Origin of the sequence: Nocardia flavorosea (genome assembly GCF_015477805.1) — a bacterium.
Lineage (GTDB): Bacteria > Actinomycetota > Actinomycetes > Mycobacteriales > Mycobacteriaceae > Nocardia > Nocardia flavorosea_A.
The window spans coordinates 239,828-263,484 of sequence record NZ_JADLQL010000005.1; the positions used below are offsets into that span (position 1 = coordinate 239,828).

Annotated in this window: 18 protein-coding genes and 1 pseudogene; 10 read left to right on the forward strand and 9 right to left on the reverse strand. The window is 69.0% G+C overall.

Features of this window, described 5'->3' with window-relative positions; all coding sequences use genetic code 11:
• Positions 1-309: 309 nt before the first annotated feature.
• On the reverse strand, positions 310-1,380 hold the full coding sequence (locus tag IU448_RS22700; protein WP_280459010.1) for a methylenetetrahydrofolate reductase: 1,071 nt from the start codon (positions 1,378-1,380) through the stop codon (positions 310-312).
• Between the two features lie 280 nt (positions 1,381-1,660).
• Between IU448_RS22700 and IU448_RS22705 the strand changes: the two genes are divergently transcribed.
• The 5 genes and pseudogenes from IU448_RS22705 to IU448_RS29130 all read left to right on the forward strand — a co-directional run bounded on the left by IU448_RS22705 (position 1,661) and on the right by IU448_RS29130 (position 7,808).
• On the forward strand, positions 1,661-2,791 hold the full coding sequence (locus IU448_RS22705; protein ID WP_416383039.1) for a polyprenyl synthetase family protein: 1,131 nt from the start codon (positions 1,661-1,663) through the stop codon (positions 2,789-2,791).
• A gap of 184 nt (positions 2,792-2,975) precedes the next feature.
• A complete protein-coding gene (gene crtI / locus IU448_RS22710; protein ID WP_195057687.1) occupies positions 2,976-4,562 on the forward strand; it encodes a phytoene desaturase family protein in 1,587 nt (528 codons plus the stop codon).
• A gap of 58 nt (positions 4,563-4,620) precedes the next feature.
• On the forward strand, positions 4,621-6,303 hold the full coding sequence (locus IU448_RS22715; RefSeq protein WP_195057688.1) for an alpha-(1->6)-mannopyranosyltransferase A: 1,683 nt from the start codon (positions 4,621-4,623) through the stop codon (positions 6,301-6,303).
• A 143-nt stretch (positions 6,304-6,446) separates the two neighbouring features.
• Positions 6,447-6,746: pseudogene (locus IU448_RS29125) on the forward strand (squalene/phytoene synthase family protein); the annotation flags it as partial.
• Positions 6,747-6,890: 144 nt separating this feature from the next.
• Complete coding sequence (locus tag IU448_RS29130) at positions 6,891-7,808, forward strand: squalene/phytoene synthase family protein (RefSeq protein WP_416383040.1); 918 nt, start codon at positions 6,891-6,893, stop codon at positions 7,806-7,808.
• Positions 7,809-7,867: 59 nt separating this feature from the next.
• On the opposite strand, the gene IU448_RS22725 is transcribed toward IU448_RS29130, so the two are convergent.
• Entirely contained in the window at positions 7,868-8,236 is a 369-nt protein-coding gene (locus IU448_RS22725) for an Rv2175c family DNA-binding protein (RefSeq protein WP_195057689.1), read from the reverse strand.
• A gap of 122 nt (positions 8,237-8,358) precedes the next feature.
• On the opposite strand from IU448_RS22725, the gene pknB reads away from it, so the two are divergent.
• Entirely contained in the window at positions 8,359-10,293 is a 1,935-nt protein-coding gene (gene pknB / locus IU448_RS22730) for a Stk1 family PASTA domain-containing Ser/Thr kinase (RefSeq protein ID WP_280456605.1), read from the forward strand.
• Between the two features lie 593 nt (positions 10,294-10,886).
• Here pknB and IU448_RS22735 read toward each other — a convergent pair.
• Positions 10,887-12,272, reverse strand: a complete 1,386-nt coding sequence (locus tag IU448_RS22735) for a class II 3-deoxy-7-phosphoheptulonate synthase (protein ID WP_195057690.1) — start codon at positions 12,270-12,272, stop codon at positions 10,887-10,889.
• 126 nt (positions 12,273-12,398) lie between these two features.
• On the opposite strand from IU448_RS22735, the gene IU448_RS22740 reads away from it, so the two are divergent.
• On the forward strand, positions 12,399-12,893 hold the full coding sequence (locus IU448_RS22740; RefSeq protein WP_195057691.1) for a polyadenylate-specific 3'-exoribonuclease AS: 495 nt from the start codon (positions 12,399-12,401) through the stop codon (positions 12,891-12,893).
• A 64-nt stretch (positions 12,894-12,957) separates the two neighbouring features.
• On the opposite strand, the gene IU448_RS22745 is transcribed toward IU448_RS22740, so the two are convergent.
• The 4 genes from IU448_RS22745 to IU448_RS22760 all read right to left on the reverse strand — a co-directional run bounded on the left by IU448_RS22745 (position 12,958) and on the right by IU448_RS22760 (position 17,362).
• The gene (locus IU448_RS22745; RefSeq protein ID WP_195057692.1) at positions 12,958-14,598 is read right to left on the reverse strand and encodes a cytochrome b; all 1,641 of its coding nucleotides are present in this window, start codon (positions 14,596-14,598) and stop codon (positions 12,958-12,960) included.
• Positions 14,595-15,743, reverse strand: a complete 1,149-nt coding sequence (locus IU448_RS22750) for a ubiquinol-cytochrome c reductase iron-sulfur subunit (RefSeq protein WP_228814079.1) — start codon at positions 15,741-15,743, stop codon at positions 14,595-14,597. The genes IU448_RS22745 and IU448_RS22750 overlap by 4 nt, the downstream gene beginning before the upstream one ends.
• Before the next feature lie 102 nt (positions 15,744-15,845).
• Complete coding sequence (locus tag IU448_RS22755; protein ID WP_195057694.1) at positions 15,846-16,709, reverse strand: c-type cytochrome; 864 nt, start codon at positions 16,707-16,709, stop codon at positions 15,846-15,848.
• Between the two features lie 44 nt (positions 16,710-16,753).
• Positions 16,754-17,362, reverse strand: coding sequence for a cytochrome c oxidase subunit 3 (locus IU448_RS22760; RefSeq protein WP_195057695.1), 609 nt, complete (start codon positions 17,360-17,362; stop codon positions 16,754-16,756).
• A gap of 536 nt (positions 17,363-17,898) precedes the next feature.
• Between IU448_RS22760 and trpD the strand changes: the two genes are divergently transcribed.
• Positions 17,899-18,957 carry an anthranilate phosphoribosyltransferase gene (trpD, locus tag IU448_RS22765; RefSeq protein WP_195057696.1) on the forward strand — a complete coding sequence of 353 codons (1,059 nt, stop codon included), beginning with the start codon at positions 17,899-17,901 and terminating at the stop codon, positions 18,955-18,957.
• 201 nt (positions 18,958-19,158) lie between these two features.
• Here trpD and IU448_RS22770 read toward each other — a convergent pair whose 3' ends face one another.
• A complete protein-coding gene (locus IU448_RS22770; protein ID WP_195057697.1) occupies positions 19,159-19,434 on the reverse strand; it encodes an Lrp/AsnC family transcriptional regulator in 276 nt (91 codons plus the stop codon).
• A 48-nt stretch (positions 19,435-19,482) separates the two neighbouring features.
• Positions 19,483-21,258, reverse strand: a complete 1,776-nt coding sequence (locus IU448_RS22775; RefSeq protein WP_195057942.1) for a DEDD exonuclease domain-containing protein — start codon at positions 21,256-21,258, stop codon at positions 19,483-19,485.
• Positions 21,259-21,813: 555 nt separating this feature from the next.
• Between IU448_RS22775 and IU448_RS22780 the strand changes: the two genes are divergently transcribed.
• Positions 21,814-22,392, forward strand: coding sequence for a C40 family peptidase (locus IU448_RS22780; protein ID WP_195057698.1), 579 nt, complete (start codon positions 21,814-21,816; stop codon positions 22,390-22,392).
• A gap of 163 nt (positions 22,393-22,555) precedes the next feature.
• Positions 22,556-23,638 (forward strand): NlpC/P60 family protein, encoded by a 1,083-nt coding sequence (locus tag IU448_RS22785; RefSeq protein WP_195057699.1) that lies wholly within the window; start codon positions 22,556-22,558, stop codon positions 23,636-23,638.
• Positions 23,639-23,657 lie beyond the last annotated feature (19 nt).

Below are 23,657 nucleotides of genomic sequence, written 5' to 3' on the forward strand. Positions count from 1 at the left end.
CCGCCGGCCGCGGATAGTCCGGTCTCGGTAGCACTGGGCACCGTGCTGCACCGCGGCGGATGGCCGAGGACGGATTCGCTGACCTGCCATCCGGCGCCGCGAATCTGCCCACATTGCGAACTGGCGGGTTCGCCGGGAAGCTGCGGCGTTTCGGCCGACGGTCGACTCCCCGCCCCCTGCTCGCCGGCACCGGGTCACCCGGCCGCCACCAGGAGATGCCGCATCACGGTCCAGGCCGCGGACCCCGGAACCGGCGGCACAGCGTATCGGTGCGTTTCGGTGCCGAGGGACGCGATCCGGTTCCGGAGATCAGGCGCTCAGGGGCGCCGCGGTGACTCCGTAGCCGAGGTTGGCCAGCACCTCGCTGGTGGCCTTGGCGAAATTCAAGGTGATGAAATGCAGGCACGGGGCGCCTTCGGCGATCAGCCGTTCGCCCATTTCGGTGGCGATCTCGATCCCGGCGGCGCGAACCGCGGCGCGATCCTCCTCCGCGCCGGACCCCGCGGCGCGGCGCAACCGCTCCAGTACCCGCTCCGGAAGCGGGCGGCCGCACAACTGTTCGGCGCGCTCGACCGTACGCAGCGAGGTGATCGGCATCAGCTCGGGAATGATCGGTTTGGCGCCCTCGACCGGGTCCAGGGCTGCGATCCGGTCGCGTAACCGCAGGTAGTCGTCGACGTCGAAGAACATCTGGGTGATCGAATACTCCGCGCCCGCGCGCAGTTTCGCGGCGAGGTAGGCGGTATCGCAATCCAGATCGGGTGAGCGGTGGTGCCCCTGCGGGAACGATGCCACCCCGACATGGAAATCGCCGAGATCCCGCACGATCCGCACCAGCTCTTCGGCGTACTCGACCCCGTCGGGATGCTTATGCCATTCCCCCAGCGGATCGCCCGGCGGGTCGCCCCGCAGGACGAGGATATTACTGATCCCCGAATCGGCGTAGCCGCCGACGATCGACCGCAGCTCGGCGACACTGTGCCCGACCGCGGTGAGATGCCCGACCGGTAGCAGAGTTGTTTCCTGGGCGAGCTGCCCGGTGACCCGCACCGTGCGATCGCGGGTGCTGCCGCCGGCGCCGTAGGTCATCGAGACGAAGGCCGGATGCATCCGCTCGAAGGTGCGCACCGCACGCCACAGGCGCTGCTCGCCGGCTTCGTCGCGGGGCGGGGAGAACTCCACCGAGAAGGGCACGCCGGCCCCGGCGTGCCGTTCCAGGCTCTGCACGACCGAAGGGGTGGTGGAGAGGTTCGCTGCCGTGGGATTCAGCCGGCCGGCGGCCGGGACCCGCGCAGTGTCGAGATCGACGTCTTCCCGGCTGCTGCCGACCGGAACTCCGGCCATACCGCTGTGCGGAATCTCGGTGGGTTCCTCCGTCACAGCGGACCGCCCGATCGGCCCTGGGCCGACGCCGTCCCGATCGGACGAGCCTGCACGCTACTTTTTCCGGTCACCGGGCCAGTCTAGAGCCGTAACACCGGGCGTCCCGAGCCTCTCCCTGCTACACCGCACCGCCCGTTGCCGCACGGGGCCGTCGCGCGCGTATCCTGCGTTCAGGTCCCGTCGCCGCGACGGGCGACCATGGGACGTCCTCGGAAGGATCCCCGCGGCCGATCTCGGTGGCCGGCGCCCATGGCGAGGAACGAACTGGGAGGTCATCCTGTCCGCCGGAACCGGAACCGAAACTTCCGCCCGTTCGGGTCCCCTCTCCGCCGTCCCCGGAACAGCGGCTTTCGCGACGGCCGTCGAACAGGCCCTGGCCGGCTATTTCGCCACTCGCGCGGAGGCTGTCACCGAACTGGGTCCGGTATTCATCGATGCGGTCGGCGCGCTCGAATCGTTCGTGCTGCGCGGCGGTAAACGCACCCGGCCCGGTTTCGCCTGGATGGGCTGGCTCGGCGCCGGAGGCGACCCGGCCGGCCCCCGGGCTGCGGCCGTACTCCGGGCCTGCGCAGCGCTCGAGCTGGTGCAGGCGTGCGCGCTGATCCACGACGACATCATCGACTGTTCCCGCACCCGCCGTCGCTTCCCCACCGTGCACGTCGACTTCGAACAACGCCATCGCCACCAGGGCTGGACGGGCGATTCCGCACACTACGGCGAATCGGTGGCGATTCTGCTCGGCGATCTGGCCCTGGCCTGGGCCGACGATATGGTGCACGGCAGCGGCTTGGACCCGGCGGCGCTGGCCCGGTTCGCCCCTGTCTGGGCAGGTATGCGCACCGAGGTACTGGGTGGCCAGCTGCTCGATGTGCACGGTGAGGCCAGCGGCGACGAATCCGTGGCGGCGGCGCTGCGGATCAACCGGTACAAGACCGCGGCTTATACGGTCGAGCGCCCGCTGCATCTCGGTGCGGCCCTCGCCGACGCCGATGCGGATCTGGTCGCCGCCTACCGGACGTACGGCACCGATATCGGGATCGCCTTCCAGCTGCGTGACGATCTGCTCGGCGTTTTCGGGAATCCGGAGGTCACCGGAAAACCCTCCGGGGACGATCTACGCGAAGGCAAACGCACGGTCCTGGTCGCCGAGGCGCTACAGCGGGCCGCGGCGGCCGATCCCGCCGCCGGTGACCGGATACGCGCGGAAATCGGCACCGACCTCTCCGAGGAGCAGGTGGGCGAACTACGCGAGCTGCTGATCGACCTGGGCGCCGTCGATGCCGTGGAGACCCGGATCGCCGAACTCACCGACCAGGGCCTTGCCGCCATCGAAGCCAGCTCCGCGACCCCCGAAGCCAAGGACCGCCTGAAGGCAATGGCGCTGGCCGCCACCCGGCGCGCGGCATGAGCGGGTCAGGCCCGGAGGCGGTAGCGCAGCGTCACCACGCAGGGCCCCCGCACATGCCCCAGCAACACAGCATGAGCGGGTCAGGCCCGCAGGCGGCAGCGCAGCGTCACCACGCAGGGCCCCCGCACATGCCCCAGCAACACAGCATGAACGGGTCAGGCCCGCAGGCGGCAAGGCCGGGCTCATGAAGTCTGTGCGGGGCCCGGTGGATCGGGTCGTCGTGGTCGGTGCGGGACTGTCCGGTTTATCCGCGGCGCTGTACCTGACCGGCGCGGGCTGCTCCGTGACCGTGGTGGAACGTGCCGATCACCCCGGCGGCCGAATGGGGCGCTACCGGTTCGACGGCTACGATATCGACTCCGGCGCCACCATTCTCACCCTTCCCGAACTCGTGGACGACGCGCTGGCCGCCGTCGGTCTCGATATCGATACCGCGATGCCGCCGTTGCGGATCCGGCCGCTGGCCCCCGCGTATCACGCCCGTTTCGCCGACGGTTCGGACCTGCGTGTCTTCTCCGACTCCGATCGGATGAGCGCGGAGGTGACGCGGGTCTGCGGCCCGGACGAAGCCGTGCGCTACCGCCGGCTGCGGGACTGGCTGGGGCGGGTCTTCGATGCCGAATACGACGAGTTCCTGGCGGCGAATTTCGACTCCCCGCTGGATCTGGTCCGGATACCGGCGAAACGCGCGGCCCTGCTCGACCTCGTCGCGCTCGGGGCGTTCGGCCGGCTGGGCAAGCGGGTCGCCCGTACCCTGCGCGACCCCCGGCTCGGCCGGCTGTTCACCTTCCAGGCCCTGTACGCCGGTATGGCGCCCGCACAGGCGCTGGGCGTGTACGGCGCCATACCGCATATGGATACGGGTCTGGGTGTCTACTTCCCCGACGGCGGTATGCGCGCCGTCGCCGACACTCTCGCCGGGGCGTTCACCGCAGCGGGCGGCCGGCTCGAGCTCGGCACCGAGGTGACGGGCATCGAGTACCACCGGCACCGGGCCGGACGGGTGGTGCTGGCCGGCGGCCGGACCCTGCCGTGCGATGCGGTCGTGCTCACCGCGGATCTCGGCTCGCTGGACCGCTTCGGGGTGAGACGCCGGCGTGGTCTGCGGGCTTCACCGTCGGCGGTGGTCGCGCACGGGCTCGTACCGGTCGCGATCGCCGAACAGTGGCCGGTGCAGGCCCATCACACGATCGATTTCGGGGCCGCGTGGGCGCAGACCTTCCGGGAGATCACCGCGCGGCGCGGCGGCCGGCCGATGAGCGATCCCTCGCTGCTGCTGACCCGCCCCGCGCTCACCGACCCGGGCCTGTACGTTGCCCGCGACGGGGTCCGTTACGAACCGTTCTCGCTCCTCGCCCCGTGCCCGAACCTGGATTCGGCGCCCTTGGACTGGGCCCGGCTGGGCCCGGCCTATCTGCGCGAACTGCTGTCGGTATTGGAAGGGCGTGGGTACCACCGGATCACGACCGACTTCCTCGTCGACCGTCTCGACACGCCCGCGACGTGGCGGGATCAGGGCATGCTGGCCGGGACTCCTTTCTCGGCGGCGCACCTGTTCCGTCAGACCGGTCCGTTCCGTTCGCGTAACTTCCCGCACGGCAGCGAGAACGTGGTCCTGGCAGGTTGCGGGACCACACCGGGTGTCGGCGTGCCCACCGCGCTGCTGTCGGGAAAACTCGCGGCACAGCGCATTGTGGGCGAGAATCGCGGAGTCCGGACACGTGCCCCCGCGACCGTCCGGCGGTCTTCCCGGAGGGAAGCCGTAAACTGATCGCCGACCTATTCGCCTGCGGTTGCGACCGCCGACCACCCGGGGGGACCGACAACTGATGCCAGCCCCCCATACGCACACCGCCGCCACCGCCGTCCAGCTCCCCGGCACCGGTGCCCCCGCACCGGCCGCACCCGCCGCCGCGCACACTCCCGGCCGGGCCGGTTTCGCGCCCGGTCTGCTGGGCTGGTTGCGGTTCTGCGCCGATTTCCTGCGCAGCCCGGAAGGTCATGCGGCGCTGCTCGGCTTCACCGGCGCGATCATGATCACCTTCGGCGGGTTCGGGGCCGGAAGTGTGCGCAAACGTGATCCGTTACTCGAAGCGGTGCACCTGTCCTGGCTGCGGTTCGGGCACGGGTATGCGCTGTCGATGATCTGCGTATGGGCCGGGGTGCTGATGATGGTGGCCGCCTGGGTGCGCCTGGGCCGCATCACGCTGGGCTTCGGCGGTCATTCCGGCGATGTGCGGCTCAACGAATTACGCGCCATCGTCGGTATCTGGATCACGCCGCTGATGTTCGCGGTACCGATGTTCAGTCGCGACGCCTACTCCTACCTGGCGCAGGGGGCACTGCTCCGGGACGGTTTCGACCCGTACCAGGTGGGTCCCGTCGCCAACCCCGGCATCCTGCTCGACAATGTGAGCACCGTCTGGACCACCACCACCGCCCCCTACGGCCCGGTTTTCCTGCTGATGGGCCGCGCCATCACCGCGGTCACCGGCGACAGCGTGGTAGCGGGCACCATCGCGCTGCGGTTCGTGATGCTGCCCGGCCTGGTGCTGATGATGTGGGCGGTGCCGTACCTGACCAAACACCTCGGTGGCCGGCCCACGGTCGCGCTGTGGCTAGCCGTGCTCAATCCGCTGGTTCTGATCCATCTGATCGGCGGCGTGCACAACGAGATGCTGATGGTGGGCCTGATGTGCGCGGGGATCGCGCTGGTCCTGGAACGCCATCATGTGGCGGGGATCGTGGTGGTGGCCATCGGGGTCGCGATCAAGGCGACAGCCGGTGTCGCGCTGCCGTTCCTGGTGTGGATCTGGATGCTGCACGAACGCGACCGGCGCGCCGAGGACGGCCAGCGCGCGGCGCTCGCGACCAGTAGCCGGGAATTCCTGGCGCACCACTGGAAGATGTTCGTCAAGATCGCCTCCCTCGGGCTGGCGGTCTTCGCGGTGGTGTTCGTGGCGGCCTCGGCGATCGCCGGGGTCGGGATCGGCTGGCTCACCGCGCTGTCCGGGTCGCAGAAGATCATCAACTGGTTGTCGCTGCCGACGGTTCTGGCGCATATCACCACCTGGATCACGCCTTTCGAGCTCGGCTCGATCCTCGAGGTGACCCGGCTGTTGTGCATGGTCGCACTGTTGGGTCTGCTGGTGTGGACCTGGTGGCGGTTCAAACTCACCGAACGCGATGCGGTGCTCGGGATCCTGATCGCCTTCGTCGCGATCGTCATCCTGTCGCCGGCCGCGCTGCCCTGGTACTACTCGTGGCCGCTGGCGCTGGCCGCCGGCTTCGCGCTGTCGACCGCCACGCTCATGACGCTGGTCGGCGTATGCACCTGGCTGATGCTGGTATTCCAGCCGGACGGTTCGATCGGGCTCTACAACTTCTGGCATGTCGCGGCCGCGACCTTCGCCTCCATCGTCGCCGCGCTCTCCCTGCGGACGGTGGATCCGCTGCGCTTGCGCGGAACACCCCGGCAGGTCACGACGCCCACCGTCACCACTGGACCGTGAACGCCGAGCGCGGTCGAAAGGTTGCCGGCGAGCTCGGTCGCCCCGCCGCAGGCCGGGCCGCGCACGACCAGAGCGCAGCCACCACCGGCCACGGCTCCACGGCCGGCACCGATGCCGAGCATGGACCATCGCCCGACCGTACGGTGAGCGGACAGGCAGGCGATCGCCCCGCCCGTCCGGAGCCCCGCGAACGAGCCGCCACTGCATTCGCCGGTACCGTTCCCACCGCTGACCGCGAAACCTTGCGCCGAGCATACGACCGGTGCCGCCGGACGGCCGCTGTCCACGGACGTACCTACTACCTGGCGACCCGGCTGCTGTCCGCCGAACAGCGTCCCGCCGTCCACGCCCTCTACGCCTTCGCGCGAATGGTGGACGATATCGTCGATACTCCGGCACCCCGCCGGGCCCCGGCTGCGCTGCTGGACTCCGTCGAGCTCGCCCTGCGCACCGCGTGGTCACCGCTGTGCCCACCCTGGCTACACGGCCACTCGGCCGAGTCGCGACGGTACAGCCAGACCTCGCCGCTCGACTCGCCCCGCCCCGGCGTAGGCGCGGCGGCACCATTCGACTCACCGAGCCCCAGCGTGACCGCCCCGTCGAACTCAGCCCAGTCCAGCACACCCCGGCTCCGCAAGGCCCAGCCCACCGCGCCCCGGTCACTCGACCCGACTCAGCCCAGCACGACCCAGCCGCTCACTCCGGCCCGGTCCGGCGACACCCGACCACTCGACCCCGGTCTACCCAGCAGCACCCGGCCACTCGACCCCGGCCAACCCAGCAACACCCAGCCACTCGACCCCGGCCAACCCAGCTGGCCCCCGCTACTCGATTCCACCCGGCCCGGCGCGCTGCCCGCCGGTTTCGGCGAGATCTTCCTCGCCCTCACCGATACCGTCGCCCGGTTCGCCATCGACCCGCGGCATTTCTGGAGCTTCCTGGACTCCATGCGCATGGATGCCCCCGGTTCCCCACTGTTCCGGAATCGCTATCCCACCATGGCCGCCCTGGAGGAATACATGCGCGGTTCCGCGGCCGCCATCGGCCTGCAGTTGCTGCCGGTACTGGGTACGGCCGGTCCCCGCGCCGCGGCCGAACCCGCGGCGGCGGCGCTGGGCAATGCTTTCCAGCTCACCAATTTCCTGCGCGATATCGGCGAAGACCTCGACCGCGACCGGATCTACCTGCCCGCCGACGAACTCGCCGTATTCGGCGTCGACGAGGAACTGCTGCGGTACTGCCGCCGTACGAGCAGCACCGACCGCCGGGTGCGCCGCGCGCTCGCGCACCTCATCGCCGTCAACCGCGACCTCTACCGTCGCGCACACCCGGGCATCGAACTGCTCAGCCCACGCGTACGCCCAGGTATCCGCACCGCCGCAACCCTCTACGCGGCAATCCTCGGCCGCATAGAGGAGAGCGGTTACGACGTGTTCGCCCGGCGCGCGGTGGTCCCGAACCGTCAGCGGCTGTGGCTGGCGGCCACAGCCGCGATACGCCGGTAACCGGCGGATGTTCGCAGGCGACCACCGCGGCGCCGCAGGCGCTGCAAAATAAACACAGCTCAGAACGGGTCGGCGGCGGCGCGGCGCAGTACCTCGCGGGCGAGCGGCCCGTGCAGGGCTTCCACCGGTTTACCGGGCAGTGTGTCGTCGTCGGTGAAGATCCATTCCAGAATCTCCTCGTCGGTGTACTTGGCGTCACGCATCACCGTGATCAGGCCCGGTAGCGATTTCAGCACCGCGCCCGTGTCGTCGAAGAAGATCTCCGGGATCCCCGCCACACCGTCGCGGCGTACCGCGAGCAGTTGGTTGTCCCGCAGCATCTGGTGCACCCGGGTCACCACGACCCCCAGGTTCTTCGCGACGTCGGGTAACGAGAGCAGTGGTACCGAGGCGGGCAGGACATCGGCGCTGCAAGGAAAGGCACTCACGGGAGATAACCGTAGACGCTGGGCGTCCGCACGCGGTGAGACACCCGCACCGGTTCGGCCGATACCATGTGGGAGCCGCGCCAGCGGCGACCGTGCGACGCGGTACGAGGGTGGAGAGGTTCGTGACAGCCGGAGGAGAATTGATCGGCGCCGTACTGGATCGGCGCTACCGGATCGACGCGCCGATCGCCCGGGGCGGGATGTCGATGGTGTTCCGGGGTGTGGACACCAGGCTGGGCCGGCAGGTCGCCATCAAGGTGATGGATCCCAAGTTCGCCGGTGATCCGCAGTTCCTGACCCGGTTCGAGTTCGAAGCCCGCGCCGTCGCCGGGCTCAAGCATCCCTCTCTCGTCGAGGTGTACGACCAGGGCGTGGACGGCGAGTATCCGTTCCTGGTGATGGAGCTGGTGCAGGGCGGGACGCTGCGGGAACTGCTGCGCGAACGCGGGCCGATGCCGCCGCATGCCGTGCGCGCGGTCGCCGAACCGGTACTGGCGGCGATCGGGGTGGCGCATGCTGCCGGTCTGGTGCATCGTGATGTGAAACCGGAGAACGTGCTGATCTCCGACGGCGGCGATGTCAAGATCGCCGATTTCGGGTTGGTCCGCGCCGTTGCCGCCGCCAACACCACCTCCGCCAGCGTCATCCTGGGTACCGCCGCCTATCTCTCGCCCGAGCAGGTCACCAGCGGTAGCGCCGACGCCCGCAGCGATGTGTACGCCTTCGGCATTCTGATCTTCGAACTGCTCACCGGGAAGGTGCCGTTCACCGGCGACAATTCGCTGTCGGTGGCCTATCAGCGGGTGGAGAACGATGTGCCGAGCCCGAGCGAGTTCATCGCGGGGGTGCCACCCGAATTCGACCGGCTGGTCGCCCGCGCCACCGCCCGGGAACCGGGGCACCGGTTCGCCGACGCCACCGAAATGGTGGCCGAACTACGCTCCATCGCCGCGCGCTTGAACCTGCCCGACTACCGGGTGCCCGCGCCGCAGGAATCGGCGGAACACACCAGCGCCCGCCATCCCGTCGCCCGGCCGGCGCCCGAACCCGTCGCGGCACCGCAGGGTCCGCAACCGACCCGGATGGTGACCACGCACCAGCCGCGGACCGAACCGCCGCCTCCGGCCTATATCCCGCCGCAGCGTCCCGCCCAGTACAGCTCCTATCAGGACAGCCACGCCGCCAAACGCCGCAACGGCCTGCTATGGACCGCCGCGGTGGTGGTCCTGACGCTGCTGGTCGGCATCGGCGGCTGGTGGCTCGGCGCGGGCCGCTACAACACGGTGCCCTCGGTCGCCGGGATGACGGTCGAACAGGCCACCGCGGAGTTGCGGGAGGCCGGTTTCGAAACCGGAACCCGCGACAAGGCCTCCGATACCGTGCCCGTCGGCGGTGTGGTGGGTACCGATCCCGGGCCGGGCGCCCGGGAAACCAAGGGCTCGGCCGTCGATATCCTGGTGTCCAGCGGTAAACCGGAAGTACCCGCCGTCTCGCCCGGTGCCGACTGGGACGAGGTCCAGCAGCTGATCCGCGATCAAGGATTGCAGCCGGTCGATGCCGGTGAGGTCGCCAGCACCGCGCCGGAGGGCACGCTGGCCCGGATCGACCCCGCGCCCGGGACCGTACTCCCCGCGGGTGCCCACGTTCAGGTCTGGAAGAGCAACGGGTCGAAACCCGTCCAGCTTCCCGATCTGCGTGCGGATACTCCCGAGCAGGCCCGGAAGAAGCTCGAGGATCTGGGTCTCACCGTCGCCGGGGAACGCCCCGCCTACGACGAACTGGTGGAGGTCGGCCGGGTCATCGGCACCGAACCCGGGGTAGGCACCACCGTCGACGCCGGCTCCGCGGTCACCCTGGTGATCTGCGAAGCGGTGACCATGCCGTCGGTCGTCGGCAAATCGGTCAGTGAGGCGCGGCAGACCTTGGAGGGGCTGGGCCTGCAGGTCGAGGTCCGCCAGTTCGCGCCGCTCGATTCCTCGGTCGTGGTCTCGCAGCGACCGGCCGCCAACGCCAACGTCGAAGCCGGCGCGTCGGTCTCCGTGGTCGCGATACCGTAGTCTCCCCCGCTCGTCCGACCGGCGAGTGCGCCCGTTCGCGAAAGGCGAGACAGGCGCGGATCGCGAATAGGCCGTGTTCGGGCACGGGCGAACGGCCCCCGGTTCTCCGGTTCCCGCGTTGGTCCCGGCTACGCCACCCTGTCCCCGGGGCCGGCGAGAAGCAACGTCGTCGCCGGGCGTGCCGTCCCGCAAATCCGATGGTGCGCGGCACAGTCCGGCAATGAGCACGCCGGCGAGTGCGGGCGCCGATATAGGGCCGGGGCCTCCGGCCGAGGGGCTGCGCCGGCCGTAACGCAGGGGCAAGCACACTTTCACGATCGCGAGGCGGTGTCCTGATGCCGCTCGGCCGGGCCCGCCGGTGGCCCTGACATCGCGGCGGTGCACCCCGGCGCGCCCGCCGCCATGCTGTGGCCGCACGGATCGCACACCCACGGGCGAGCCGGCGACTCGGTGCCGAGCTCAGCAAGGTCCGCCGAGGGCCCTACAGCGCCTGCCCTGCGTCGCCTGCCGGGCGGGCGTCGGGGCCCCGCGCCTGCCCGGGGAGGCGTCGAGCGAACTCTCGGCCTCGACGCCGAAGGCGGCGCGCGAACTGCCTACCGCAGCATCTCGGCGACGAGGAAGGACAATTCCAGCGACTGCTGGGTGTTCAGGCGCGGATCGCAGGCCGTCTCGTAGCGACCGGAGAGGTCCAGGTCGGAAATGTCCTGGGCTCCGCCGAGGCATTCGGTGACGTCTTCGCCGGTCAATTCGATATGCAGACCGCCCGGGTGGGTGCCGAGCGCGTGATGCACCTCGAAGAAACCCTGTACCTCGTCGACGATCCGGTCGAAGTGGCGGGTTTTGAATCCGGTGGAGGATTCGTGGGTGTTGCCGTGCATCGGATCGCACTGCCAGATCACCTGGTGGCCGGTGGCTTGCACCTTCTCCACGATCGCGGGCAGCACTTCGCGGACGTTCGTATTGCCCATCCGGGAGACCAGCGTCAACCGGCCGGGCTCGTTGTTCGGGTCGAGCCGTTCCACGTACTCCACCGCCTGCGCCGGGGTGGTCTTCGGGCCGATCTTCAGGCCGATCGGGTTGGCGAGGAGTTCGGCGAACGCGATATGCGCGCCGTCGAGCTGACGGGTGCGTTCCCCGATCCACAGGAAATGCGCGGACAGGTCGTAAAGGACCGGGTCGCCGGCGGAGTTCTCGGCCAGGCGCAGCATGGCGCGCTCGTAATCGAGTACCAGCGCCTCGTGCGATGCGTAGATCCGGGCCGATTTCAGGCTCGGGTCGTTCACCCGGCAGGCGGTCATGAACCGCAGGCCGCGGTCGATCTCCTCGGCCAGCGCCTCGTAGCGGGCACCGGCCGGCGACTGGGCCACGAAATCCCGGTTCCAGTCGTGCACCCGGTGCAGATCGGCCATACCGGCGTTGGTGAGTGCCCGCACCAGGTTCATGGCCGCGCTGGCGTTGGCGTAGGCCCGCACCAGCCGGGACGGATCGTGTTCGCGCACCCCGGCCTCGGCGACCAGGGAATTGACCATATCGCCGCGATAGGACTTCAGGCCGAGCGCGTCGGTATCGGAGGACCGGGGTTTGGCGTACTGGCCGGCGATCCGCGCGACCTTCACCACCGGCAGGCTGGCGCCGTAGGTGAGCACGACCGCCATCTGCAGCAGGGTCCGGATATTGCCGCGGATATGCGGTTCGGTGTTGTCGGCGAAGGTTTCCGCACAGTCGCCGCCCTGCATCAGGAAGGCTTCACCGCGCGCGACCTCGGCGAGCTGTTCACGCAGTTCGTCCACCTCGGCCGGCAGGCAGATCGGCGGCACGCTCTCCAGCACCGTCCGCATATTCGCCGCCTGTTCGGCGTCCCAGGACGGTTGCTGCAGGGCCGGCCGCGTCAACGCGTCGTCGAGCCGTTTACGCAGTTCGGCGGGCAACGGCGGCAGCTCGGGCAAACGGTCGATGGGCACGTCGACGGTCCAATTCACCAGTTCAGGATAAGTGGTGCCCGATCCGGGGCGTCTGCCGGAGGTGTTTGCGGGCGCACCCCGGGCCTGTCGCTGCGCACAACTAAGCTCGGTGCGTTCTGTCAGCCACCGAGGGGACCCACCGGTTTGAGGTATTTCTACGATTCGGAATTCATCGAGGACGGTCGGGTGATCGACCTCGTATCGATCGGTGTCGTCTGTGAGGACGGACGTGAGTTCTACGCCGTCTCCACGGAGTTCGACGCCGGTCGGGCCGGGCCCTGGGTGAGCAAACACGTACTGCCGAAACTGCCTCCGCAGACATCGCCACTGTGGCGCACCCGGGCGCAGATCCGCGACGAGCTGCACCGGTTCCTGGTGCCGCGCCCGACCGTACAGCCCGAGATGTGGGCATGGGTGGGTGCCTACGACCATGTGGTGCTGTGCCAGCTGTGGGGCTCGATGGTGGATCTACCACCCGAGTTGCCCCGCTACACGAACGAGCTGCGGCAGCACTGGGAGGCGCACGGCCGTCCGGAGTTGCCGCCGCCGCCCCGCGACGCCCATGACGCGCTGGCCGACGCACGGCACAATCTCGCCAAGTTCGAGGCCATCGAGGCGGCGCGCCGGCGCGCGCGCTGAGGGCCCGATACGCGAGCAGGCCCCCTGGATTTCCAGTGGGCCTGCTTCTTGCGCTGCGGACGGGTCAGTGCCCGTGCCGGCTGTTCGAGCGCGCTTCGTCCTGCACTCGTTGCAGAACCGCGAGCTGCTTGTGCTCCTCCTCCAGTTCGTTCGCGAAATGTTCGTCGCTCTCCGAACGGGGGTCGGGGCGCAGGAAGCTACCGGTACCCGGCTGACCGGCCGAACCCAGCTTGTTCATCTTCTTGGGCACGACCGCACCCTGGTATTCCAGCGGCAGCGGGTGGCCGTGGTCGTCGACCGGGCCCAGCGGCTGGTGCACCTCGATGTACTCACCGTGCGGCAAGCGCTTGATCACACCGGTTTCGATACCGTGCTCGAGCACCGCCCGGTCGCTGCGCTGCAGGCCGAGGCAGAACCGGTAGGCCAGGAAGTAGGCCAGCGGCGGTCCGACCAGCAGGCCGATACGGCCGATCCAGGTGGTCGCGTTCAGCGAGATATCGAATTTGAGCGCGATGATGTCGTTGACGCAGGACAACGTGAGAATCACGTAGAACGTGATCGCCATGGCGCCGATCGCGGTACGGACCGGGACATCGCGGGGCCGCTGCAGCAGGTTGTGCCGGGCGGTATCGCCGGTCAGCTTCTTCTCGATCCACGGGTAGGCGATCAGCACGGCGAACACCAGCCCCATGGTCAGCGCGACCCAGAACACCGCGGGCACGGTGTAGCGCCCGAGGTACAGCTCCCACGGCGGCATCAGCCGGGCCAGACCGTCGGTCCACATCATGTAGAAGTCGGGCTGGGAACCGGCCGAAACCTGTGAGGGGTTGTACGGCCCGAGATTCCAGATCGGGTTGATCTGCAGCAACCCGCCCATGAGGGCGACGAAGCCGAGGGTGAACGCGAAGAACGCGCCCTGGTCGGCGGCGAACACCGGGACGATCCGGGCGCCCACCACATTGTTCTCGGTACGGCCGGGGCCGGGGAACTGGGTGTGCTTCTGATACCAGACGATGGCGACGTGCGCGGCGATGAGCGCCAGCATGATGCCCGGGAACAGCAGCACATGCGCGATGTAGAGGCGCGGGATGATGATGTCGCCGGGGAAGTCGCCGCCGAACATCAGCCAGTGCAACCAGGTGCCCACCACCGGAACACCGATGGTGATACCGGAGAACGCGGCGCGCAGACCGGTACCGGAGAGCAGATCGTCGGGCAGGGAGTAGCCGAAGAAGCCCTCGAACATGGCCAGGATCAGCAGCAGCGACCCGATCACCCAGTTCGCTTCACGCGGTTTGCGGAACGCACCGGTGAAGAAGATACGGAACAGGTGGATGATGATCGAGGCCGCGAACAGCAGCGCCGCCCAGTGGTGCACCTGCCGGACGAACAGACCGCCGCGCACCTCGAAGGAGATGTTGAGCGCGGTCTCATAGGCCCGCGACATACCGACACCGCGCAGCGGCTGGTAGGCGCCGTCGTAGGTGACATGCGCCATCGACGGGTCGAAGTACAGCGTCAGGTACACACCCGACAGCAGCAGGATGATGAACGCGTACAGCGCGATCTCACCCAGCAGGAACGACCAATGGGTGGGGAACACCTTGTTGATCGATCGCTTCATGAAGGCGGCGGCGCGGTAGCGCTCGTCGATTTCGTTGGCTTGTGCCGCGAGCTTGCGGCCGGTAGCCGTTCCAGCACTCATGATCGACGCTCCCAGAAGGCCGGGCCGAGGGGTTCGATGAAGTCACCGTTGGCGACCAGGTACCCCTCTGAGTTTACGGTGATCGGCAGCTGCGGCAGCGCCCGGGCGGCCGGACCGAAGATCGGCTTGCCCCATTCGGTCGCGGAGAACTGCGACTGATGGCACGGGCACAGAATCCGGTTGGTCTGCTGCTCGAACAGCGAGGTCGGGCAGCCGAGATGGGTGCAGATCTTCGAGTAGGCGAAGTAGTCGCCGAAGTTGAAGCTCTCCTGACCCTTACGTTTGATCGCGTTCTTCGCATCCTCGGGCCGCAGGCGGATGAGCATCACGGCATTGCGGATACCGCGCAGCGACTGCAGGGTCGCGTGCTCGTCACCGCGCCAGGATTCCTTCCACGGGAACACGGTTTCCATGGCACCCGCGTCCAGATCCTCGGGGCGCACCAGCACGATGTCCTGCGGACGGCCGGTATCGCGGCGGATGTAGACGGTTTCGCCGTCGTAGTCGGGGGTCCAGCCGGACACCCACAGTGGCGATTTATCGCCCTTGGCCCACGGGTTCTTCACCATGCCGCCGACGAACACCAGCAGAGCGCCGATACCGAGCACACCGACGCCGGCGCCGGCGGTGCGGGTGATCAGCTTGCGGCGGCCGAGAGTGGAGGTGTCCAGCGCGTCGGTCAGCTCGGCGGCCAGCGTGCGCCGGTCGACCTCACTGGACTTGCCGTCGTGCCGGTCCTGCACCGACAGTTCCGCGGGAATGAACTTCTTGCGGATCAGCACCACCGCGATGCCGATGGCCAGGACCGAGAGACCGAAGGTCAGGCCGTACAGCGGTGTGGTGAGCGAGTAGATGCCGTGGCCGGACTCCTCTTTGCTCTTGTACTCCCAGGGCCAGAACAAGAACACGCCCACCAGCGCGGCAGCGGCCAGACCGGAGAACGCGAACCACAGCGCGACCTGCCGTTCGGCGCGTTTCTCCGCGCGGGTACCCGGCACCGGCCAGCGTTCCCGCCGGTAGGCGACCTCGACGCCGTCGCGCGCGGTGCCGAGCTCGACCAGCTCGTCACGCGACATCGCGTCCAGTTCGGCCTCGGTCGGTTCCGCCGGGGTCGCGGCCGCGGAATCTTTGTCCAGGCGACCCATCTCGTTTCGCTCCTGTTCTTCACTCATGGCTGAGGCCCTTCCACTGGGGCATGCCCGGCCGGCCGCCGCGGGTACCGCGGGCGGCTGCGGACACCGGCCCGATCATGTCCGGGATCCGATCCAGATCGCGGCACCGACGACGGCCACGATGCCGATCGCCCAGATGGCCAGGCCCTCGGTGGCGGGACCGAACCCGCCCAGACCCCAGCCACCGGGATTCTTCGCTTCGGCGGAGTCCTTGACGTAGGCGATGATGTCGCGCTTCTCCTCCGGCGTGAGCTGGCGGTCGGAGAACTTCGGCATGTTCTGCGGGCCGGTGAGCATCGCGGTGTAGATCTGCTGCTCGGAGGCCGGGTCCAGCGGCGGGGCGAACTTACCGGAGGACAGCGCGCCGCCACGACCGGTGAAGTTGTGGCAGGAGGCGCAGTTCATCCGGAACAGCTCGCTACCGCGGCCGATATCGCCGCCGCGCAGCGACTCCTGCGCGATCTCACCGTTGGCGTCGCGGATCACGGTGGGGCCACCGCCGTTGGCGGCGACATAGGCACCGATCGCGTCGGTCTGGTGGGCGTCGAACTTCGGGGGTTTGCGTTCGGCCTGCGCTTCGTTGCGGACCATCGGCATACGCCCGGAGGACACCTGGAAGTACACGGCCGCCTCGCCCACGCCGATGAGGCTGGGACCGCGGTCGGGCACACCTTGCAAGTTGGCGCCGTGGCAGGTGATGCAGGAGGTCTCGTACAGCTGCTGACCCTCGCGGATCAGCGCCACCGAATCCTCGTTCGCCGTAGCGACCTGCGGCTCGGGGGTGAGCGCAGAGGCGAGGAAACCGGCTCCGACGAGACCGACCATGAGCGCGAGGCCACCCGCGATCCGTCGGCGGATGCGGCGCTGCCTGCGCTTCTTGCTGGCCTCGCCGTGCCCACCGCTGGCGGGCGCTGGCGCTGTCGGGGGCGATGAACTCATCTGTGTCCCTTTGGAGTAGACGGAACCGTGGTAAGCAGCCGGTGTCACTGGATGAAATAGATCACGGCGAACAGCCCGATCCAGACGATGTCGACGAAGTGCCAGTAGTACGAGACGACGATCGCGGCGGTGGCCTGCGCGGGAGTGAACTTGCTCATCTTGGTGCGCGCGAGCAGGAACAGGAAGGCGATCAGACCACCGATGACGTGCAGACCGTGGAACCCGGTGGTGATGTAGAACACCGAGCCATAGGAGCTGCTCGAGATCGAGGTGCCGTGTTCCACCAGGTGGATGTACTCGTACCCCTGGCCGAGCACGAAGAACAGACCCATGAAGAAGGTCAGGGTGTACCAGCGGCGCAGCCCGAACACATCACCGCGCTCGGCCGCGAACACACCCATCTGGCAGGTGAACGACGAGGCGATCAGCACGGCGGTGACCGGTATGGCCAGACCGAGGTTCAGCTCGGTCGGCGGCATCGGCCACTCCGGTGCCTGACTGCGCGCGACGAAGTACATCGCGAAGAGGCCGGCGAAGAACATCAGCTCGCTGGACAGCCAGATGATGGTACCGACGCTGACCATGTTGGGCCGGTTCAGCGAATGCACACGCTGGGTTATGGCCGATCCTGAGGTACCTACTGCGGTCGTCACGGGGTAAGTATGACTCTTCGTAGTACGACAGTCGAAGTCGGGTTCCCATCTTGATCTTTTGTGTCGGGATTCACCGGCTCAGCGCGTCTCTCACGCGGGCCCGGCGTGTCGGATTCCCCGGCACCGGACCGGCTGCCGAACCTGCGCGGATGCAGTGTCCGGCAGGCCGCGGAGCGCGCGGCGCCCTGCGCCGACCGCGGCCGGCGATCGGTTCCACGCCGGCCTGTCGTCCCTATCCGCCCCGGCGCACGCCCGCCTCTACCGGTCCGAGACCACACACCGCGGTGTGCGCCGGCCCCCTGATGAGACCCGCGGAGCCCTGATGCCCCCGGAGCCCGATCCGCTCGCCACCCGCACGAGCACTCCGCCGACGGGCACGGCGGGTCCACCCGCCCGACCGGCAGCACTGCGCCGGCAAGCACGACACATCCCGTCGCCCCCACCCGACCGGCAGCACTGCGCCGACAAGCACGGCGCGCATTAGGGTGTTGCATGACCATTCGGTCACCGGTAATCGGCGCGACGAGGAGATTGAGATGAGCGTGCGCAGCTGGCCCCAGATGCTCGGGGCGCTCGCCGACGGACACGACCTCACCGCGGACGATACGAACTGGGTGATCGACGAGATCTTCACCGACAACTCCACCGCCGCGCAGATCGCCGCGTTCGGGGTCGCCATGAAGATCAAAGGCCCCACCCCCGCCGAACTGTCGGGTATGGCGCGCGGGATGCTCGGTCACGCGCGGCTGGTGAAGATCGACGGCGACGCGGTGGACATCGTGGGCACCGGCGGCGATCGGTCGGGTTCGGTCAATATCTCCACCATGTCCGCGATCGTTGTCGCCGCGGCCGGTGTGCCGGTGGTCAAGCACGGTAACCGGGCCGCCTCCTCCAAGAGCGGCGGCGCGGACGTGCTCGAGGCGCTCGGCGTGAAACTCGCGCTCGGGCCGGAATCGGTGGCCCGGTGCGTGCGCGAGGTCGGGATCGGTTTCTGCTTCGCCTCACTGTTCCATTCGGGGCTGCGATTCGCCGGGCCGGCCCGCAAGGAGATCGGGATACCGACCGTTTTCAACGTGCTGGGCCCGCTCACGAACCCGGCCCGGCCGCGCGCCGGACTGGTCGGCTGCGCGTTCCCCGATCTGTTGGAGACCATCGCCGGCGTTTTCGCCGACCGGGGAGCCGGGGCGCTGGTGGTGCGCGGCCACGACGGCCTGGACGAGATCACCACCTCCGACGCCACCGACGCCTATGTGGTGGCTGGCGGCCGGGTCCGGAAAACGGTGATCGACCCGGTGCGCCTGGGTATCCCGCGCGTTCACCTGGACGCGCTGCGCGGCGGTGACGCCCAGGTGAACGCACAGGTCGCCCGGGATGTTTTCGCCGGAGACGCGGGCGCGGTACGTGACGCCGTTCTGGTGAACTCGGCGGCCGCGATCACCGCCTACGATCTGTCCCGCGGCGCGGAACTCGACGGTGACCTCGACGATCGGCTGGTCGCCGGGATCGAACGCGCCGCAACCGCCATCGACAACGGCGCGGCCGCGACCCTGCTCGACCGCTGGGCCGCTCTCACCAGAACGCTCGGCGAGGACTGAGCCGACCGAACCTGCCGACGGCGGGCCGGTCATGTGCTCGACGACGGTCCGGTATCCGGGGGTCGCAACGACGCCATCCGGCTACCGTGCCCGGCGAGTCATCTCCGTGGTCCCACCGCATCTCCATCCGCGCCGATTCCGCAGGTGCAGCCGAGGACGACAGTGGTCGGCGCGGGTGTGGCCACAGGCGTGAACAAACAGCTACTCCCCGATGGAGAACCCGGCCTCGACATCCGCGCTCGAATAGGATTTGAACGCGATATGGGTGACGGTGCGCTGCACCCCGGGCACCTTGTCGATCCGCGCGGTGACCACCTCGGCGACCTGTTCGTGGTCGCGGACCCGCACCAACGCGATCAGGTCGACATCACCCGCGCACGAGTACACCTCGGCGACGCCTTCGGTATCGGCCACCGCCTGCGCGGTCTCCGGGATGCGCCCGTTGTCGGCCTGGATCAGAACGATCGCGGTAATCATGGGACCAGCCTAAGCACCTCCGGCCCGCGCCGGGCGCGGCAGCGCCCGCTAACCACGTTCCTCTGTATAGGACTGTTCGCCGCGCGCCGCGTCCGCCGCGGCGCCGGCGGCGTCGGCCCAGGTGACCCAGCGCGCCGCACCGTGGGCGGGTTCGGCGTAGCCTTCGGCGGTCCGCACGATTCGGACTCCGGGGCGTTGCAGCCAGCGCGCGATCACGGCGACCTCCTCCGGTGGGGCACCGCGCAGCGGCGGGGGCTGTGGCCGGGTTTCGACCAGCGGTAGTTCGGTGTGATCGGGGATGGCACCGGCCGGGCGCACGGTCTGGGCGGCGGCCACGATCTGTTCGACCACCGGCATGGGTGGTGTGCCGCGGGGCGCGGTTCCGGCGCCCGCGAGCCGGCCGTAGCGGATCACCGCGAATTCCCAGCCGCCGGCGCCGTCGGGGTGGGCGGTGATCAACTCCGGCAGCCGGGCCAGCGCGGTGAGCCGCTGGGTGCGATGCAGGGCACGGATGACGGCGGCCGCGCGGTCGCGCAGGCGGGCGGCGGATTCGTATTGTTCGGCGGTCGCGTATTCCTCGATCCGGGCCAGCATGTGGCGGATTGCCGTATCGTCGGTGCCTGCGAAGAGGGCTCGCGCGGCCACGGGTGCCGGGGCGTAGTCGCTGACGGTGCGCGCAGTGGCGGTCGCCGCGGGGCAGCCGCCGACGGCTTCCGGTGTGCACGTGTGCAGCGCCGTCCGCGACAGTTTCGCGGTGCAGGTGCGCAGCCCGCAGTATTCGGCGAGGGTGGCGGCGATATCCGCGGCGGCGGCGCGCGCGTGGAAGGGGCCGATCGCCGGCCCGGCCGGGTCGCGCACCAGGGTGAGCCGGGGAAAGGCTTCCGCACTCAACGCGACCCACCAGGCACGTTTCGGGAACTTGGACCGGCGGTTGTAGCGCGGGGCGTGCGCGGCCAGCAAGCGCAGTTCCCGGACTCCGGCCTCCAGTCCGTGCGCGCACACCACATGGTCGACCCGGGTGGCCAGCCGGACCATCTCCTTGATCCGGCCGCGGGTTTCCGAACCGGTGAAGTAACTGCGGACCCGGCGCCGCAGGTTCACCGCGGTCCCGATATAGAGGACTTCGTCCGACGGCCCGCGGAACAGGTAGACCCCGGGCGCGGCGGGCAGGTCGACGGCCAGGGCGCGTTTGGCGCGTTGGCCCGCGGTGACATCGGGGAGGTAGTCGATCAATTCGGGGAGGCTGTGCACGCCCTGGTTGCCGACTCTTCCGATGAGCGCGTGCAGGACGTCCACGGTGGCGCGCGCATCGTCGAGGGCGCGGTGGGTGGGGGTGGTAGTCGCACCGAGCAGTTGCGCCAGGTAGCCGAGCCGCACCGAGGGCGCCTCGTCGCGGCCGAGTACCCGCCGCGCGAGCCGCACCGTACACACCACCTGCGGCCGGGGCCACGGCGTTTCGCAGCGCGCCGCCGCGGCCTTCAGGAAGCCGATATCGAAGCGGGCATTGTGTGCGACGAGCACCGCCCCGGCCGCGAACTCCAGGAAACCGGGCAGCACCGCTTCGATGGCCGGTGCCGCCCGCACCATCGCCGTGGTGATCCCGGTGACCTGGACGACCGCGGGCGGGATGGACCGCCCCGGATCGACGAGAGTGGCGAATTCACCGAGCACCTCACCGCCGCGCACCTTTACGGCGCCGATCTCGGTGATGGCGTCCTCGGCCGGGCTGGTACCGGTGGTTTCCAGATCGACGACCACGAACGTGGTGTCGTAGAGCGGGGTGTCGAGCTGATCGAATGCCAGCTGCCGGGCATGCAGCGGCATCGGTTCGGACACGGCGAGCAGGGTACGGAGTGGGTCCGACAAGTAGAGCGATACCGGACCGTGACGATCGCATCGACGGACACCGGAACCTGTCCCTGTTCCCCGGCCAGAGCCCAATGACCACATAACTGTGCGTCAGCTCACAGTCGATGTCCATTTGCTATTCAATTGCCCGGAAATTCGCGAAATGGTCGACCGGCCCAAAACTTGTTCCACCACGCCGGGCAAATAAGCAGCCGCGCCCCATCCACGCCATTGTCACCACCGAGACATCCACCCGCTCGCGCTGGAGAAATTGCACGACAATCGGGAACACATCGGCTGTAACGCGACCGATCCGGCCGCCGCGCCCGACCGGGACGTAACCGCGACGCAATCGAACAGACCGCTGTGACCCATCTCGCACAATTTGCCAGCAGGAAGCTGTCCGATACACGCTTATCCCCGTCTCAGGCTTTACAAATCACCGTGATCTGTTCGTAATCTTTTCGAGACCTCGCGGAGTTCGGCGCACCACCCCGGTGCCGCCGGCGGGGAAATCGGAAGGACCGCATCATGGCGTTCAACACCGTCAAGCGACAGGCGCGGCGGGCTGCCGCAACCGGAGCCGTCGGCGCTGCCACCCTGGGCGCGTTCCTGCTGCCCGCCGCCCCGGCAGCCGCCCAGCCGGTGACCATCCACGGCGTGGGCACCTTCGAGGTGCCCAACGGGATCCCGATCCCGGCAGGCATTCCCGGCGTCGAAGCCCCCAACTCCCCCGCCACGCCGCCGCCTTTCGTGACCCCCAGCAAGACCGCCGGCGATCTGGCACTGGACGCGGCACTGTCGAAGGTCGGCGCCCCGTACGTCTACGGCGCCGCCGGCCCGGACGCCTTCGACTGCTCCGGCCTGGTGCAGTGGTCGTATAGACAGGCGGGGGTCGAGCTACCCCGTACCAGCGGCGCCCAACTGTCCGCCGGCGCCCCCATTTCACTCAACGACCTCCGCCCCGGCGATGTCGTGTCGTTCTACGGCGGCGGCCATTCGGGCCTGTACGCCGGCGACGGCAACGTGGTCCACGCGGCCACCTCCGGTACCCCGGTTCAGCTGGCGCCCATCTCGTCGATGCCGTTCGCCGGAGCGCGCCGCTACTGAGCCGGCCACGGTCCCGCGGGGTTCCACGCGGCGCGGTCCATTCATCCGACGACATGACTGTTCCGTGCCGTACTGGACACCCCGCGGGCCCGTTCCGTAACCTAATCGAGACCTTCACCGGTTCATCGCACAGCGTCACAGGGAGAGCGGGGCACGGCAGGCCGTGGCAACACATCATCGGAGTCACTGCAATCCGGGGCCGTCTCGCCGGCCCGCCCGCACCGTTCTCGCGGCGGGCCTGCTGGCGGCGGCGCTCTACGGTGGCGGGCCCGCCGGCGCCGACCCGATCCCCGCGCCCGCGCCGGCCTCGGCGACCGAAGCGGTCCAGCAGATGATCGACCTGTCCCGACAGGCCGAACAGCTCAATCAGCAGGCCCTCACCGCACAGGCCGACCTCGACGCGAAACTGGCGATCCAGCACGATGCCGAGGCAAAACTGGCAGCGGCGACCGCGGCCGTCGACGCGGCCCGCAACGAGGTGGCCAAGTACCGCCCGATGATCGATCGCACCGCCATCGCCGCCTACCAGGGCGCGCGCACCAACCGGCTGTTCTCCGTACTGGTCAGCGATTCACCGCAGCAACTCCTCGACCAGATGTCGACGTTGGACGTGGTCGCCACCCAAACCTCCGACCAGCTCAAACAGTACAAACGTGCCACCGACGCGGCCACGGCCGCGCAATCGGCCGCCCGGACCGCCGCCGATTCCGCTCGCGCCGCCGCCGATCAGGCCAATGCCGTCCGCGCCGATGTGGACCGTAAACAAACCGATCTCCAGAACGCCGTCGCCAAGGTCATCGAGGTCTGGGGCACCCTGTCCACCGCAGACCGGGCCGCTCTCGCCGGCTCCCCCTTCCCTCCGGGTTTCGATCGGGACAGCCTGCTGGCGGATCTCGTCCCCGGCAGCGGTACCAGCGCGCTGGCCGCCGGGCTGACCCGCGTCGGCGACCCCTACGTCTGGGGCGCCACCGGCCCCGACCAGTTCGACTGTTCGGGCTTGGTGCAGTGGGCGTTCGCGCAGGTCGGCAAGCAGGTTCCGCGCACGAGTTCGGCGCAGGCCGCCTACGGCACCCCGGTGGATCGCGCGGATCTGCAGCCCGGCGATGTCGTTTTCTTCTACGACGACATCTCGCACGTGGGCATCTACGCCGGGAACGGCCTCATGCTGCACGCCTCCACCTTCGGGGTCCCCGTGGCCGTGGCCCCGATGGATTCCACCCCCTACCATTCGGCGCGCCGCTACTGAGCCCCGGAGCGGCATCCGG